Annotated in this window: 12 protein-coding genes; 11 read left to right on the top strand and 1 reads right to left on the bottom strand. The window is 62.4% G+C overall.

The features are described 5' to 3' along the window. The first annotated feature begins 222 nt into the window (after window positions 1-222). The 8 genes from glnE to AO356_RS08935 all read left to right on the top strand — a co-directional run bounded on the left by glnE (window position 223) and on the right by AO356_RS08935 (window position 11126). Window positions 223-3174 carry a bifunctional [glutamate--ammonia ligase]-adenylyl-L-tyrosine phosphorylase/[glutamate--ammonia-ligase] adenylyltransferase gene (glnE, locus tag AO356_RS08970; protein WP_060739475.1) on the top strand — a complete coding sequence of 984 codons (2952 nt, stop codon included), beginning with the start codon at window positions 223-225 and terminating at the stop codon, window positions 3172-3174. Between the two features lie 1002 nt (window positions 3175-4176). Beyond that, window positions 4177-5211, top strand: coding sequence for a lipopolysaccharide heptosyltransferase II (gene waaF / locus AO356_RS08965; protein ID WP_060739474.1), 1035 nt, complete (start codon window positions 4177-4179; stop codon window positions 5209-5211). 1 nt (window position 5212) lies between these two features. Next, complete coding sequence (waaC, locus tag AO356_RS08960; RefSeq protein WP_060739473.1) at window positions 5213-6271, top strand: lipopolysaccharide heptosyltransferase I; 1059 nt, start codon at window positions 5213-5215, stop codon at window positions 6269-6271. After that, a complete protein-coding gene (locus AO356_RS08955) occupies window positions 6271-7395 on the top strand; it encodes a glycosyltransferase family 4 protein (protein ID WP_060739472.1) in 1125 nt (374 codons plus the stop codon). The genes waaC and AO356_RS08955 overlap by 1 nt, the downstream gene beginning before the upstream one ends. Next, on the top strand, window positions 7392-8198 hold the full coding sequence (gene rfaP / locus AO356_RS08950) for a lipopolysaccharide core heptose(I) kinase RfaP (RefSeq protein ID WP_060739471.1): 807 nt from the start codon (window positions 7392-7394) through the stop codon (window positions 8196-8198). Before AO356_RS08955 ends, rfaP begins: the two co-directional genes overlap by 4 nt. Continuing rightward, the gene (locus AO356_RS08945; protein ID WP_060739470.1) at window positions 8198-8932 is read left to right on the top strand and encodes a lipopolysaccharide kinase InaA family protein; all 735 of its coding nucleotides are present in this window, start codon (window positions 8198-8200) and stop codon (window positions 8930-8932) included. Before rfaP ends, AO356_RS08945 begins: the two co-directional genes overlap by 1 nt. Continuing rightward, on the top strand, window positions 8929-9681 hold the full coding sequence (locus tag AO356_RS08940) for a lipopolysaccharide kinase InaA family protein (protein ID WP_060739469.1): 753 nt from the start codon (window positions 8929-8931) through the stop codon (window positions 9679-9681). The genes AO356_RS08945 and AO356_RS08940 overlap by 4 nt, the downstream gene beginning before the upstream one ends. Continuing rightward, on the top strand, window positions 9681-11126 hold the full coding sequence (locus AO356_RS08935) for a lipopolysaccharide kinase InaA family protein (RefSeq protein ID WP_060739468.1): 1446 nt from the start codon (window positions 9681-9683) through the stop codon (window positions 11124-11126). Before AO356_RS08940 ends, AO356_RS08935 begins: the two co-directional genes overlap by 1 nt. 159 nt (window positions 11127-11285) lie before the next feature. On the opposite strand, the gene AO356_RS08930 is transcribed toward AO356_RS08935, so the two are convergent. Continuing rightward, a complete protein-coding gene (locus tag AO356_RS08930) occupies window positions 11286-11672 on the bottom strand; it encodes a hypothetical protein (RefSeq protein WP_060739467.1) in 387 nt (128 codons plus the stop codon). A gap of 616 nt (window positions 11673-12288) precedes the next feature. On the opposite strand from AO356_RS08930, the gene AO356_RS08925 reads away from it, so the two are divergent. The 3 genes from AO356_RS08925 to AO356_RS08915 are packed head-to-tail and all read left to right on the top strand — an operon-like array spanning window position 12289 to window position 16056. Further along, window positions 12289-14046, top strand: coding sequence for a carbamoyltransferase (locus AO356_RS08925; protein WP_003197115.1), 1758 nt, complete (start codon window positions 12289-12291; stop codon window positions 14044-14046). Next, window positions 14030-15160, top strand: coding sequence for a glycosyltransferase (locus AO356_RS08920; RefSeq protein ID WP_060739466.1), 1131 nt, complete (start codon window positions 14030-14032; stop codon window positions 15158-15160). Before AO356_RS08925 ends, AO356_RS08920 begins: the two co-directional genes overlap by 17 nt. After that, window positions 15160-16056 (top strand): antimicrobial resistance protein Mig-14, encoded by an 897-nt coding sequence (locus tag AO356_RS08915; RefSeq protein WP_060739465.1) that lies wholly within the window; start codon window positions 15160-15162, stop codon window positions 16054-16056. Before AO356_RS08920 ends, AO356_RS08915 begins: the two co-directional genes overlap by 1 nt. Window positions 16057-16059 lie beyond the last annotated feature (3 nt).

The following is a 16059-nucleotide window of genomic DNA, read 5'->3' as shown; positions in this document are numbered from 1 at the left end:
GAGTAGTAAAACTACACATGAGCGGCGTATGGCCCCTCATTTCGTTGTGAGAATAATCGTTACTGTTGGTCTTTAGCCAACTCGAACAGGTAAAAACTTGATGCCGGCTGCCAATAAAATCAGATTTTCAGCTATTTATCATCTTTGTTCGACAGTCGATCAGGTAGTGTCTTCTGAAAAAACACTACATCCAGCCTCTCCCGCGCCGATCAAGGATAGACCATGAGCCTGCCTTCGCTTGCCCCAATACCGGAAATGGTACCGGCCATTCTCCAGTCATTGGTCAACCGTGCCGAGCAGTCGTTCCGTGCGGCGGTCGCCTCCCTCGACGACGATCGCGGGCTGTCGGCCTGGACCCCGCAACGCTGGGAAGCGTTCAGCCGTATTGCCGCCGCCAGCGACTTTGTCATCGAGCAGAGTGTCCGTGACCCGGCGATGCTGCTGGAGCTGGTACGCAGCGGCGAGCTGGACCGCAGCCTGGCGCCCGGTGAAATGCGCGCGCAGATTGCCGCCGCCGTGCAGGCCGCCGAAACCGAAGACGAACTGGGTCGCGTCCTGCGCCGCCAGCGTACCCGCCAGCAGGTACGGATCATCTGGCGCGACCTGAACCGTCAGGCCGATCTGGTCCAGACCTGTCGCGATCTTTCGGACATGGCCGACACCTGCATCGACCAGGCTTACCACTGGTTGTACCAGCGCCTCAGCCAGCAATTCGGTACGCCCACCGGACGGCGCAGCGGCGAGCCGCAGCAGATGGTCATCCTGGGCATGGGCAAGCTGGGTGCCGTGGAGCTGAACCTGTCGTCGGACATCGACCTGATCTTCGCCTACCCCGAGGGCGGCGAAACCGTGGGCGTCAAGCGGCCGCTGGATAACCAGGAATTTTTCATCCGTGTCGGCCAGCGCCTGATCAAGGCCCTGGACCCGATGACCGTCGACGGCTTCGTGTTCCGCGTCGACATGCGCCTGCGCCCCTACGGCTCGGCCGGTGCGCTGGTGTTGAGCTTCAATGCCCTGGAGCAGTATTACCAGGACCAGGGCCGCGACTGGGAGCGCTACGCCATGATCAAGGCGCGGGTGGTGGCGGGCGACCAGGTGGCCGGCGCGCAATTGCTCGACATGCTGCGCCCGTTCGTCTATCGGCGTTACCTGGATTTTTCCGCCATCGAAGCGCTGCGCACCATGAAGCAACTGATCCAGCAGGAGGTGCGGCGCAAGGGCATGGCCGACAACATCAAGCTGGGCTCGGGCGGCATTCGCGAGGTGGAGTTCATTGCCCAGGCGTTCCAACTGATCCATGGCGGTCGGGACTTGAGCTTGCAGCAGCGCCCGCTGCTCAAAGTGTTGAGCACCCTGGAGGGCCAGGGGTACCTGCCGGCCACGGTGATCGACGAGCTGCGCCAGGGCTATGAGTTCCTGCGCTATACCGAGCATGCGATCCAGGCCATCGCCGACCGCCAGACCCAGATGCTCCCGGACAGCCCGCAGGATCAGGCACGCATTGCATTCATGCTGGGGTTCGCCGACTGGTCGGCCTTTCACGAGCAGTTGATGTACTGGCGCGGGCGCGTGGCCTGGCATTTCGGCCAGGTCATTGCCGACCCGGATGAAGAAGAGGGCGGTGAAAGCGAAGTGGTGGTGGGCGGCGAATGGTTGCCATTGTGGGAAGACAGCCAGGATGAAGGGGCGGCGTGCCGTCAGTTGGAGGAGGGCGGCTTCAGCGATGCGCCCAAAGCCCTCAAGACCCTGGCCGCCCTGCGCGCCAGCCCGCAATTGCGCGCCATGCAACGCTTGGGGCGCGAGCGCCTGGATGCGTTCATTCCACGCCTGCTGGCCCAGGCCGTGGAGCATGCCGATCCGGACCTGGTGCTGGAGCGGGTACTGCCCTTGGTGGAGGCCGTGGCCCGCCGTTCGGCCTACCTGGTGTTGTTGACGGAAAACCCCGGCGCCCTGCGGCGCTTGCTGACGCTGTGCGCGGCGAGCCCGTGGATTGCTGAGCAAATCACCCGTTTCCCGTTGCTGCTCGATGAGTTGCTCAACGAGGGGCGGCTGTTCAAGCCGCCCCTGGCGCCGGAGTTGGCCGCGGAGTTGCGTGAGCGCCTGACGCGCATTCCCGAGGATGACCTGGAGCAGCAAATGGAGGCGTTGCGGCATTTCAAGCTGGCGCACCGCTTGCGGGTGGCGGCTTCGGAAATCGCCGGCAGCCTGCCGCTGATGAAGGTCAGCGATTACCTGACCTGGCTGGCCGAGGCGATTCTCGAGCAAGTGCTGGCCCTGGCCTGGCGCCAGACGGCCGCCAAGCACGGCGTGCCATTGCGCACCGACGGCAGCCTGTGTGATCCGGGCTTCATTATTGTCGGTTATGGGAAAGTCGGCGGCCTGGAATTGGGGCATGGTTCCGACCTGGACCTGGTGTTCATCCACGATGGCGACCCGCAGGCGGAAACCGACGGCCCGAAACCCATCGACGGCGCGCAGTTCTTTACCCGGCTCGGTCAGCGGATCATTCACCTGCTGACGGCCCAGACCAACTCCGGGCAGCTGTATGAAGTGGACATGCGCCTGCGGCCTTCCGGGGCGTCGGGGCTGCTGGTCAGCTCCCTCGGGGCGTTTGCCCGTTACCAGGAAAACGAAGCCTGGACCTGGGAGCATCAGGCGCTGGTGCGAGCCCGTGTGCTGGTGGGCAGCCAGGATGTGGGCCAAGCGTTCGAGAAGGTCCGCGTCCAGATACTGGGACGCAAGCGTGACTTGCCGACGCTGCGCCAGGAAGTCAGCGAGATGCGTGCCAAGATGCGCGACAACCTTGGCAGCAAGGCCACCGCCGCCGGGACCGCGGCGAATGCCTTCGAGGCCACGGCGCCCTTCGACCTCAAGCAGGACGCCGGAGGTATCGTCGATATTGAATTTATGGTGCAATACGCGGCCCTGGCGTGGTCCCAAGAGCATCCATCGCTGGTGCGCTACACCGATAACATCCGCATCCTGGACGGGTTGCAAGAGCTCGGGTTGATGCCGGCCGAAGATGCCACGCTGTTGCGCGAAGCCTACAAAGCCTACCGCTCCGCCGCCCACCGCCAGGCCTTGCAGAAAGATGCCGGGGTGATCGCAGGCGACCAGTTCGTGGATGAGCGTCGGCAGGTATTGCGGATCTGGCGGGAGCTGGGGCTGAGCTGAAGCTTTAAATGTGGGAGCGAGCTTGCTCGCGATAGCGGAGTGTCAGGCGACATTGATGTCGGATGTGATGGCCTGATCGCGAGCAAGCTCGCTCCCACAGTGGATTTGGGGTGCTGCACGGTATTGAAACCTATGCAGGCCCCTTGTGGGAGCGAGCTTGCTCGCGATAGCGGAGTGTCAGGCGACATTGATGTTGGATGTGATGGCCTCTTCGCGAGCAAGCTCGCTCCCACAGTGGATTTGGGGTGCTGCACGGTATTGAAACCTATGCAGGCCCCTTGTGGGAGCGAGCTTGCTCGCGATAGCGGAGTGTCAGGCGACATTGATGTCGGATGTGATGGCCTCTTCGCGAGCAAGCTCGCTCCCACAGTGGATTTGGGGTGCTGCACGGTATTGAAACCTATGCAGGCCCCTTGTGGGAGCGAGCTTGCTCGCGATAGCGGAGTGTCAGGCGACATTGATGTCGGATGTGATGGCCTGATCGCGAGCAAGCTCGCTCCCACAGTGGATTTGGGGTGCTGCACGGTACTTGAAGCCTATGCAGGCCCCTTGTGGGAGCGAGCTTGCTCGCGATAGCGGAATGTCAGACGACATTGATGTTGGATGTGATGGCCTCTTCGCGAGCAAGCTCGCTCCCACAGTGGATTTGGGGTGCTGCACGGTATTGAAACCTATGCAGGCCCCTTGTGGGAGCGAGCTTGCTCGCGATAGCGGAGTGTCAGGCGACATTGATGTCGGATGTGATGGCCTGATCGCGAGCAAGCTCGCTCCCACAGTGGATTTGGGGTGCTGCACGGTATTGAAACCTATGCAGGCCCCTTGTGGGAGCGAGCTTGCTCGCGATAGCGGAGTGTCAGGCGACATGGATGTTGAATGTTATGGCCCTATCCCGAGCAAGCTTGCTCCCACAGTTGTAGATTAGGGCAACAGGCAACGACCTAAGCCACAGTGATTCTCGAGGCGGGGAGGCGTAGGCCTCCCCGTATCGTTTTTGGAAAGCACATGAATATTCTGATCGTTGGGCCCAGTTGGGTCGGTGACATGGTAATGGCGCAGACACTGTTCCAGTGCCTGAAGCAGCGTCACCCGCAGTGCGAAATCGATGTCCTGGCCCCCGAGTGGAGCCGGCCGATCCTGGAGCGCATGCCCGAAGTGCGCAAGGCCTTGAGCTTCCCGCTCGGCCACGGCGTGCTGGAGCTGGCGACCCGTCGACGCATCGGCAAATCCCTGGCCGGTCAGTACGACCAGGCGATCCTGTTGCCCAATTCCTTGAAATCGGCGCTGGTGCCGTTCTTCGCCGGTATCCCCAAGCGCACCGGTTGGCGTGGCGAGTTTCGCTACGGCCTGCTCAACGACGTGCGCGCCCTGGATAAAGACCGTTACCCGCTGATGATCGAGCGTTTCATGGCCCTGGCCTACGCGCCGGGAGCCGAGTTGCCCAAGCCGTACCCGCGGCCGAGCCTGCGGATCGACCCGGTGACCCGTGACGCGGCGCTGGCCAAGTTCGGCCTGAGCCTGGACCGTCCGGTGCTGGCCCTGTGTCCTGGGGCCGAGTTCGGTGAGTCCAAGCGCTGGCCGGCGGAGCATTACGCCCAGGTGGCCGAGGCGAAGATTCGCGACGGCTGGCAAGTCTGGCTGTTCGGCTCGAAAAAAGATCACCCCGTGGGCGAGGACATCCGCTCGCGGTTGATCCCGGGCCTTCGGGAAGAGTCGGTGAACCTCAGTGGCGACACGTCCCTGGCCGAGGCCATCGACCTGCTGTCCTGCGCCGATTCGGTGGTGTCCAACGACTCGGGCCTGATGCACGTGGCCGCAGCCCTTAACCGTCCCTTGGTGGCGGTCTACGGTTCCACCTCGCCAGGCTTCACGCCGCCGCTGGCCGACCAGGTCGAAGTCGTGCGCCTGGGCATCGAATGCAGCCCGTGTTTCGACCGCACCTGCCGTTTCGGCCATTACAATTGCCTGCGCCAGCTCATGCCACCGTCGGTGAACGAGGCCCTGGAGCGTTTGCAGGGCACACCCGTGGAGGTTCGGTAACTTGCGGGTATTGCTGATCAAGACCTCTTCGCTGGGGGATGTGGTCCACACCCTGCCGGCGCTGACCGATGCGGCGCGGGCGATTCCGGGCATCAAGTTCGATTGGGTGGTGGAAGAAGGCTTCGCCGAAATCCCCACCTGGCACCCGGCCGTGGGCAAGGTCATCCCGGTGGCGATCCGGCGCTGGCGCAAGAACCTCTGGCAAACCATCAAGAGCGGCGAATGGCGACGCTTCAAGCAGAGCGTGCGCGCCGAAAAATATGACTTGGTAATCGACGCCCAGGGCCTGCTGAAAAGCGCCTGGCTGACCCGTTACGTCAAGGCGCCAGTGGCCGGGTTGGATAAAAACTCGGCGCGTGAGCCCCTGGCGGCGCGCTTTTATTCCCGGCGCCTGGCGGTGGCCCGTGGTCAGCACGCGGTGGAGCGCGTGCGCCAGCTATTCGCCGTGGCGCTGGGGTATGACTTGCCGCAGACGCTGGGTAACTACGGCCTCGATGTCGACCGGCTGGTGGAGTTGCCACGCCCATACCCCTACGTGGTGTTCCTGCACGGCACCACCTGGGAGTCCAAGCATTGGCCCGAACTTTACTGGCGCCAGCTCACTGAGCGCATGGGGCAGTTCGGCGTGGTCGTCAAACTGCCGTGGGGCAACCCGGCCGAAAAGGCCCGGGCCGAACGCATCGCCAGCGGGCTGCGCAACGCCTTGGTACTGCCGAAGCTGAACCTTGGCGGCATGGGCAAGGTACTTGCCGGCGCCCAGGCCTGCGTGGCTGTGGACACCGGCCTCGGGCATCTGGCCGCGGCCCTGGACGTGCCGACCATTTCGCTGCTCGGCCCGACCAATCCGGTGCTGACCGGTGCCTATGGCAAGGGCCAGATTCACCTCGCCAGTGATTTCCCCTGCGCGCCGTGCATGCAGAAACACTGCACTTACCCGCCGACCGCCGAAGATGCCCGGCGGTTTGACCTGAAACGCGAGCAGCCCCTGTGCTTCACGCGTCTGAACCCCGAGCGTGTTGCCAGCCACCTGAGCACGTTATTGGCTGAGGAGCCGCGCTGATGCAATTGGCTTTTGTCCTTTACAAGTACTTCCCCTTCGGTGGCCTGCAGCGTGACTTCATGCGCATCGCCCTGGAATGCCAGCGACGCGGTCACCAGATCCGTGTCTACACGCTGATTTGGGAAGGTGACGTGCCGCCCGGCTTCGAGGTGCTGGTGGCGCCGGTCAAGGCGCTGTTCAATCATCGCCGCAACGAGAAACTCAGCGCGTGGATGGAGGCCGACCTGGCCAAGCGCCCGGTGGACCGTTTGATCGGCTTCAATAAAATGCCCGGCCTGGACGTGTACTACGCGGCCGACGGCTGTTTCGAAGACAAGGCGCAGAACCTGCGCAACTCGCTGTACCGGCGCTGGGGCCGCTACCGGCATTTCGCCGAGTACGAGCGTGCCGTGTTCGCCAAGGATGCAAAAACCGACGTACTGATGATTTCCGAAGTCCAGCAGCCGCTGTTCATCAAGCACTACGGCACACCGCTGGAACGCTTTCACCTGCTGCCACCGGGCATCGCCCAGGACCGCCGGCGGCCCGTCGATGCCGATCAGATCCGCGCCGCGTTCCGGGCCGAATTCGAGCTGGCCGACGACGACCTGCTGCTGGTACAGATCGGCTCGGGGTTCAAGACCAAGGGCGTGGATCGCAGCCTCAAGGCCCTGGCCGCGTTGCCAGCCGAGCTGCGAAAACGCACCCGGCTATTTGTAATTGGCCAGGACGACCCCAAGGTATTCCAACTGCAGAGCGCCGCGCTGGGTCTGGGCGACAACGTGCGGTTCCTCAAGGGCCGCAGCGACATCCCGCGTTTCCTGCTGGGCGCCGATCTGTTGATCCATCCGGCGTACAACGAGAACACCGGCACCGTACTGCTCGAAGCACTGGTGGCCGGGTTGCCGGTACTGGTCAGCGCGGTGTGTGGGTACGCCCATTACATCGCCGAGGCCGACAGTGGCCTGGTGTTGGATGAGCCGTTCGAACAAGCCCAGCTCAACGAATACCTGGGCCGCATGTTGAACGATGCCGATGCCCGGGCGGCCTGGAGCCGCAATGGTCTGGCCTTCGCCGAGACGGCCGACCTCTACAGCATGCCGCAGCACGCGGCCGATGTGATATTGGCGGAGCACGCACAATGAAGTTGATGCTGGCCGAACCGTTCAAGAGCCTTTGGGCCGGACGCGATGCGTTCACCGAAGTCGAAGCGCTCAAGGGCGAGGTCTATCGTGAACTGGAAGCCCGGCGCACCTTGCGCACGGAGGTGGACGGTCGCGGCTTTTTCGTGAAGATCCACCGTGGCATCGGTTGGGGCGAAATCTTCAAGAACCTGTTCACCGCCAAGCTGCCGGTCCTCGGCGCAGGGCAGGAGTGGAAGGCTATCCAGCGTTTGCAGGAAGCCGGCGTGCCGACCATGACCGCTGTCGCCTACGGCGAGAAGGGCAGCAACCCGGCGGACCAGCACTCGTTCATCATCACCGAAGAGCTGGCGCCGACCGTCAGCCTCGAAGATTTCAGCATCGACTGGGTCAAGCAGCCGCCACAACCGACGCTCAAGCGTGCGCTGATCGCCGAAGTGGCACGCATGACCGGCATGATGCACCGCGCCGGCGTCAATCATCGCGACTGCTATATCTGCCACTTTCTGCTGCACACCGACAAGCCGGTGACCCCTGGGGATTTCAAACTCTCGGTGATCGACCTGCACCGCGCCCAGACCCGTCCTGCCATCACCACTCGCTGGCGCAACAAGGACCTGGCGGCGCTGTATTTCTCGGCGCTGGACATCGGCCTGACCCGCCGCGACAAGCTGCGTTTTCTCAAGGGCTATTTCCAGCAGCCGCTGCGGCGGATCCTCGCCGAAGAGGCGTCGTTGCTGGCCTGGCTCGAAGGCAAGGCCAGCAAGCTGTATGCCCGAAAGCTGCGGTACGGGGACGCGCTCTGATGTCGGGTTGGAATCTGGAACCGGAGTACGTCGAGCTGGCGGAGGATTTTGGCAGCCTGGAAGCGGTGTTCGCGTTGCAAGGGGAGCGTTTGACCCGAGACCCGTTGTCGGAGGTGATCCGGGTGCAGCGCAACGGCGTGAACTATTACGTCAAGCGCTACGTCGGTGCCGGCAAAGGCTTGCGACGCTACCTGGGCAAGCCACGGGTCAAGTCCGAATGGCAGAACCTCAAGCGCTTCGCCAAATGGGGCATTCCCACCGCCGAAGTCGTGGGCTGGGGCTTGGAGCGAAACGGTGCGAGCTACGCCCGTGGCGCGCTGATCACCCGCGAACTGCCCCACACCGAAGACCTCTCGGCGCTCGCCGAGCGTCACGATTCGCGGCTGGCGGACCGTGCCTGGGTCGATCATGTCAGTCGGCAACTGGCCGGCTATACGCGGACCATGCACGACCACCGCTTCACCCATAACGATCTGAAGTGGCGCAACCTGCTGATCGACGACCGCTCGCAGCTGTTTCTGATCGACTGCCCGAACGGGGATTTCTGGCGTGGCTTCTGGCTCAAGTACCGCATCACCAAGGATTTGGCATGCCTGGACAAAGTGGCCAAATACCATTTGTCGGCCACGCAGCGCCTGCGCTTTTACCTGCAATACCGCCAGCGCGACCGGCTCGATGCGTGTGACAAGAAACGCATCCGTCACGTGGTGAGATTTTTCGAGGGGCGTGAATGACTGACTTTCTGGCCGCTGAAGACCAAGCGTTGTTGCAACGCCATGGCCTGGACAGCTTCGAGGCCTTGTGGGCGCGGCAACTGGATGCGGTGGACGAACCCAATACCTCGGGTGATGGCTGGAGCAGCGTATTCCGGCTGGAGCTGGACGGGCAGGGCTATTACCTCAAGCGCCAAAGCAATTACCTGACCCGGACCTGGTCCCACCCTTTTGGCGAGCCGAGTTTTTCCCGGGAGTTTCGCAACATCAGTCGTTATCGGCAGTTGGGGATTCCGGCCCTGCAAGCGGTGTTCTATGGACAGCGCAAGGTGGAGGGCGAGGTGCGGGCGATCCTGCTGACCCGGGCCCTGGACGGCTGGGACGACCTGGACTCGCTGTTGCAACGCTGGCCGAGCCTGACGGCGACGCAGCGCACCACCGTGCTCAACGCCTGTGGGCTGTTGGCGCGGCGCCTGCATGGCATGCATCAGGTGCACGGTTGCTTCTATCCCAAGCACATCTTCCTGCAAACCACCGCCGACGGTTATCAAGCGCAATTGATCGACTTGGAGAAGACTCGGCCGCTGCTGTTTGGTCAGCGTGACCGGGTCAAGGACCTGGAGCCGCTGTTGCGGCGCGCCTCCATCTGGAGTGATGCCGATGTACGCCAGCTGTTGTCTGCCTACCTGGCCCAACCGCTCGATGCCGGGCTGGTCGACAGCTGGATGGAGCGCCTGAGCGCCCGGCGCAGCCACAAGGGAGCCCGTTGATGCATTTGTCCGAATTGAAGAACGCCGGCCGCAGCCCCAGCCTGCCATTGAGCCTGGAACTGGCCGACGCCGCCGGCCCGGCGCGATTGCAGCTGCTTTCTCTGTTGCGGGTGTTGCCGGGGCAGCGCTATGTCGGGGCGGGCATCTGGCGTGGTCGGCCGGTGCTGGCCAAATTGTTGGTGGGCAACAAGGCCGCCCGGCACTTCCAGCGGGAACTGCAAGGCGTGCGCTTGCTGGCGGAGCAAGGGCTGACGACGCCGCTGTTGCTCGCCGATGGCTTGAACGAGGCTGAAGGCGGCTGGTTGTTGTTCGAATTGCTCGAAGGCGCCGAGAGCCTGGGGGAGGCCTGGCAACGGGTCGAACACCTGCCCTTGCTGGCCGACGAACAGACGGCGGTGCTGGCCGAAGCCCTGGGCGCCATTGCGCAACTGCACGGCAAAGGCCTGTGGCAGGAAGACCTGCACCTGGACAATCTGCTGCGCCACGACGGCAAGCTCTACTTGATCGACGGTGCCGGCATCCGCGCCGAAACCCCGGGGCAACCGTTGTCGCGGCAGAAAGTCCTGGAAAACCTGGGGGTGTTTTTCGCCCAGCTTCCCAAAGCTCTCCAGCCGTTCAATGAAGAGCTGTTGGTGTATTACCTGTTGGGCAACGCCGAACACGCGCTGCCCATGGAAGCGCTGCAAAAGCAGATCGACAAGGTGCAGGCCTGGCGCCTGAAGGACTTCCTCGAGAAAGTCGGGCGCGAGTGCAGCCTTTTCAGCGTGCAGCGCGGGGCGTTCGGCTTGCGGGCGATCCGGCGGGATGAAGAAGCGGCCATGACGCCGGTGCTGGAGCAGGCTGATGCGCTGCTCGATCATGGCCATCTGTACAAGACCGGCGGCGCAGCCAGTGTCGGCAAAGTCGAGGCGAACGGTCGCACCTTGGTGATCAAGCGCTACAACATCAAGAACTTCGCCCACTGGCTCAAGCGCTTCTGGCGCCCGAGCCGCGCCTGGCATTCCTGGCGCGAAGGCCATCGCCTGGCCTTCCTCGGCATTGCCACGCCCAAGCCACTGGCCTTGCTGGAAAAACGTTTTTTGTGGCTGCGCCGCGGCGCCTATCTGGTCACCGAACACCTGGCGGGGCCGGACATCATCGAGCGCTTCGGCCCTTACGTGCAGAGCGGTGAAGCCCCCGAAGCCGAGTTGCTGGCGCTGGATCGCTTGTTCGCCGACCTGATCCGCGAGCGCATCAGCCATGGCGACTTCAAGGGCCACAACCTGTTCTGGCAGCACGACCGCTGGGCGCTGATCGACCTCGATTCGATGTGCCAACACCGCACCCAGTCCAGCTTCGCCCCGGCGTATGCGCGGGATCGGGCACGGTTCATGCGCAACTGGCCTGAGGGCAGCGCGTTGTATCGAGTGATCGATCAGCGGCTGCCACAGAGGCTCGATGGGTGAAACTTGAGAAAGGGGGCAGGAAGATTGAACGCATGTATCTGCTCCAGGATTGACTGGCTCCGCAAGCGCTGATTTATTCGGGCGGCAAGACCTGATGTCCATGCCGATATGCGCCGGTATATAGGTTTGATTATCGAACAAATCAGCGAGTTGCAGGGTTTAAAGATCTACTGTAAAGGCATAGTAGCCATTGCCTTCATCTCGTTGAGTCAATTTCTGATAGGGGCTATTGGGATCCCACTGAACAGTTTTTACGTCATAGCCAGTAAGTTGTACCCAGAGATTGTAGTAGCCTGCTTTTATTCTTACGGTCCCGTCCCCCTGCTGTTGAACTTCAAAACTTATCGATCCGCTGCCGTCGGTAGCGCTCTTTGACGTCATTATGCTCCCGTCGCCTACGGTAGTCAGTACAAAGCCGTCCGGGTTTATGAGGTGATGAGAACCGTCGGCTGAGGGCTCCAGCCTGAGTTGCTGGGCCGCATGGCCGGGTTCATAGGCGCGGGACTCGGTTCCATTACCGCCAATTGTTATCGCGTATGTGGTCATGGTGGGTTTCCTGTGGTGTTTGAAGTATCGCACTCCCGATTTTCACTGTTTCCTGAGCCTGCTCAACTGTCATTCTTTACAGTGGCGATAGGCGGTTATTTGATTTTTATAATGACTGGCTTTTGCCGGTATTCTATTTGGCTATTGACTCTTTAACGCGCCATGAGCGCTCGCTTGGTATGTTACGAGACGCCTCATTGTTCGGCGCACCGGACGATAGCGTTTCGCAGCGAATGATGGGCAAGGGTTCGGTATAGGAAAAGGTATAAATGTTCGAGCGCAAACCCCACAGTTTCGGAGGGCGAAAGGAGCACGATTGAGTGCCGGGTTGTTTTTTATTCTTTAAACATGGAACTCGAATGAGGCTCACCGAGGCCAGGACGTCGACCGCAAATCCCAGGCCAGCACTCCGCTTGCAGGGATCATGTTGGTGGTCCGCAGCTGTCAATGTACATATGTCGTAAGTCGCCACGAAGCTCGCGTCTCACCGCTAGAGGTTTGAGGCGGCTTTTAAGTTATAATCGCCCCCCTTTGGCTGCCCCGCGCCCTGGCGAGCGGCACATCAACTTTTTCGAGGCGCTTGTCGCCCGTATGCAGACATAAGAGGCTAGACCCTGTGGCATTGACGATTCTTGGCCTGTCCGGCGCCCTTAGCCATGATCCTTCCGCAGCGCTGTACATAGACGGCAAGCTGATCGCGGCGGCCGAGGAAGAGCGCTTCGTACGCGATAAACATGCAAAGAACCGCATGCCCTACGAGTCGGCAAAGTTCTGCCTGGAACAAGCCGGCATCAAGCCTTCCGACGTCGATGTGGTGGCGATTCCGTTCGCCCCGATCAGCCTGTTCGGCGAAGCGCGCTGGCACTACGCCAAACGTTACTGGTACGCCCCGGATCGGGCTCTCGATGCGATCCTGATGGGCAACCGTCGCTACAAGCGCTATCGCCGCAAGATCGTCTGGTGCCTGGAGCAACTGGGCTTCGATCCGAAGAAAATCAAGATCGAGCCGGTCGAGCACCACCTGGCCCACGCCTCCAGTGCCTACCACTGCTCGGGCTTCCAGGAAAAAACCGCGATCCTGGGCATCGACGGCAAGGGCGAGTACGCCACGACCTTCTTCGGCTACGGCGAAAACGGCAAGATCCACAAGATCAAGGAATTCTTCGACCCGGACTCCCTGGGCGGCCTGTACGGCGCGATCACCGAGTTCCTCGGTTTTGAAATGCTCGATGGCGAATTCAAGGTCATGGGCATGGCGCCCTACGGCGATGCCACCAAGTACGATTTCTCGCGCCTGGCCTCGTTCGAAAACGGCGAGCTGGTGATCAATACCGACTACGCCAACGTGATTGGCCTGCGCCGCTATAAAGAGAAGGGCAAGGGCTTCTATTTCTCGCCGAAGCTGATCGAATGGCTCGGCCCGAAACGCGAAGGCGACATCGCCGACGAGCCGTACATCCACTACGCGGCGAGCATGCAGGCGCTGTTCGAGAAGCTCGCGCTGCAAATGATCGACCACTACCTGGGCGACGTGCTCAAGGAAACCGGCAAGCTGGCCTTCGCCGGTGGTTGTGCGTTGAACGTCAAGCTGAACCAGAAGATCATCGCCCGTGACGACGTCAAGGAGCTGTTCGTGCAACCGGCTTCCGGTGACGCCGGTACGGCGGTGGGTGCGGCGGCGTATGTGTCCCACGCCCGTGGCGTGCCGGTGGAGAAGATGGAACACGTCTACCTCGGCCCGGCCTACAGCAACGAAGACGTGATCGCCGCGTGCGCCCGTCATCCGAGCAAGCCTGCCTGGCGCAAGATCGACAACACCCCCGAGCGCATTGCCAAGATCATGGTCGACGGTAACCCGGTGGCCTGGTTCCAGGGCCGCATGGAGTTTGGCCCGCGTGCCTTGGGCGGTCGCTCGATCATCGGGTGCCCAAGCGCCAGCGGCGTGGCTGATCGGATCAACGAACAGATCAAGTTCCGCGAGCGCTGGAGGCCTTTCTGCCCGTCGATGCTCGACACCGTTGCGCCGCAGATGATCAAGGTCGATCACCCGGCACCGTTCATGACCTTCACCTTCGAAGTGGCCGAAGAATGGAAAACCCGCGTGCCGGAAGTCGTCCATGAAGACGGCACCTCCCGGGCCCAGGTGCTCAAGCGCGAATACAACCCGCGCTACTACGACATGATGAAGGCCCTGGAAGTGTTGACCGGCAACGGCGTGTCGCTGAACACCTCGCTCAACCGTCGTGGCGAACCGATGATCTGCTCGCCGACCGACGCGCTGAACATGTTCTTCGGTTCCGACCTGCAGTACCTGATCATGGAAGACATCCTGGTGGTCAAAGACGGCGTGGACGCTTATGACACGCTCGGCTGAGCGACATGTGCTGCAGTTCTGCCACGGTTATGACGGGCCGTTCCTGGACTGCGCCCGTCAGTACGCCAGCTTGTTCGCAGGCACCGGCTATCGCGTGACCACAGTGTTCCTCACCGGGGCGGCCGATGCCGAAGTCGCTGCCGCCTGTGCCTCGGACGAGGTGCTGTTCATGGAATACAGCTCCAGCGCCATTCGTGGCCTGAAGCTGGGCGCCATCGGCGATCTGCGCAAGATCGCCGCCTCGCGCAATTTCAGTTTCTGCATTGCCCATCGCTTCAAGCCGATCTACATCGCCCTGCTGGGTACTCGCTTGCCGGTGATTGGCGTGCACCATGCCTTCGGGGACTACCAGCGGCGCACTCGCCGGTTGTTCGCCCACGTTTACCGCAAGCGCCTGAGCCTGCTCGGGGTTTCCGATGCGGTGCGTGACGACATGCGCCGCTGCCTGCCGAAATGGCCGGCTGCCCGGATCCAGACCCTCTACAACCGCATCGACCTTGATGCCGTCCAGGCCAGCCTGGTCTCCCGGGAGGAGGCGCGGCATACGCTGGGGCTGGATACGGACACCTGGATTGTCGGCAATGTCGGCCGTCTGCACCCGGACAAGGACCAGGCCACACTGTTGCGCGGCTTTGCCGCAGCGCTGGGGCATCTGCCGGTCAACAGCCAGTTGGCAATTCTCGGCAAGGGCCGTCTGGAGCAGGACCTCAAGGCACTGGCCCGAGAGCTGGGCATTGCTGATCGTGTGCTGTTCCTCGGCCAGGTGCCCGAAGCGCGCCGTTATTTCCGTGCTTTTGATGTGTTCGCCCTGAGCTCCGACCATGAACCGTTCGGCATGGTGCTGCTCGAGGCCATGGCCGCCGGCGTACCGTTGCTGGCCACGGCCTGCGGTGGTGCCAAGGAGGTGGTCGAAGGCGTTGGCATCCTGTTTCCGCTGGGCGACGCCGAGCACATGGCCCAGGGGCTGCAGCACCTGGCGGCCATGGACGATCTGCAGCGTCGCCAATGCGCCGAGCTGATGCTCGATCGCTTGCGCGAACGTTTTTCGGATCGCGCCGTACGCGAGGCATTCTGGCGTTTGCCCCAAGTCACCGAACTGGCGCCGAGGGCCTGATGTTCAACCGATTCCAAGGCTGGCGCGAGCGCGGCTGGACCGCCGTCGATGCGTCGATTTATGCCCAGGCCTGGCAGCGTTTTGGCGGCAGCGTGGCCACTCATCCCCTGGTGGTCGAGCGCCTGGCGGCCCTGGCCGGGATTCCCGTGCGTTACCTGGCGTTCGAGCAGGGCGGTGAGCTCAAGGCGGCCATACCGACCTGGGGCCGCGACCTGGCGCTGTCCAAAGATGTGCTCAAGCGCAGCGGCAAGAAGGGCTTGTTCGACCTGGGCAATGCCGAGCTGATCCTGCCGGCGGCGCCCGACGCGCAAGCGCCGTTGCGTCATCGTGGACGTTACCTGTCGGCCCTCAACGAGGGGCGCTTCAGCGGCTTGAAGTTGCAGCAGGAACAACTGGCCATGGCCCGCACGCCGGAAGAGCTGTCCAAGAAGTTTCGCTACAACCAGCGCCGTGAACTGCGTTTGCTGGAAGAGGCGGGCGGGGTGGTGCGGCCGGTCGGCGAGTTTTCCAGCGCCGAGCTGGCCTCGATCTACTGCGACCTGTTCCTGCGTCGCTGGGGCTTTGCGGCCACCGGTGCCGAGCGCATGGGCGAGGTGATCGAGCTGCTGCGCGAATGGCTGATCGGCTCGGTGATCTTTCTCAACGATGCGCCGATTGCAATCCAACTGGTGTATCGCGTCGAAGCGCCCGAGTGGATCAGCGTCGAGTACATCAACGGTGGTGTCGACCCGCAGACCCGCGAATTCAGCCCCGGCAGCGTGTTGAGCTTCCTCAACACCCAAAGCGCCTGGGAACACGCCCGTGCCGCCGGCAAGCCGTTGCGTTTTTCATTCGGTCGGGCGGACCGGGAATACAAGGACCGTTGGTGCAACCCCGTGCCGGTGTTTACCGTATGAACC

The sequence above is a fragment of the Pseudomonas fluorescens genome (assembly GCF_001307275.1).
GTDB lineage: Bacteria > Pseudomonadota > Gammaproteobacteria > Pseudomonadales > Pseudomonadaceae > Aquipseudomonas > Aquipseudomonas fluorescens_AA.
Note: the sequence above shows the minus strand (reverse complement) of the source record. Positions and strands in the feature narration are given on the sequence as shown.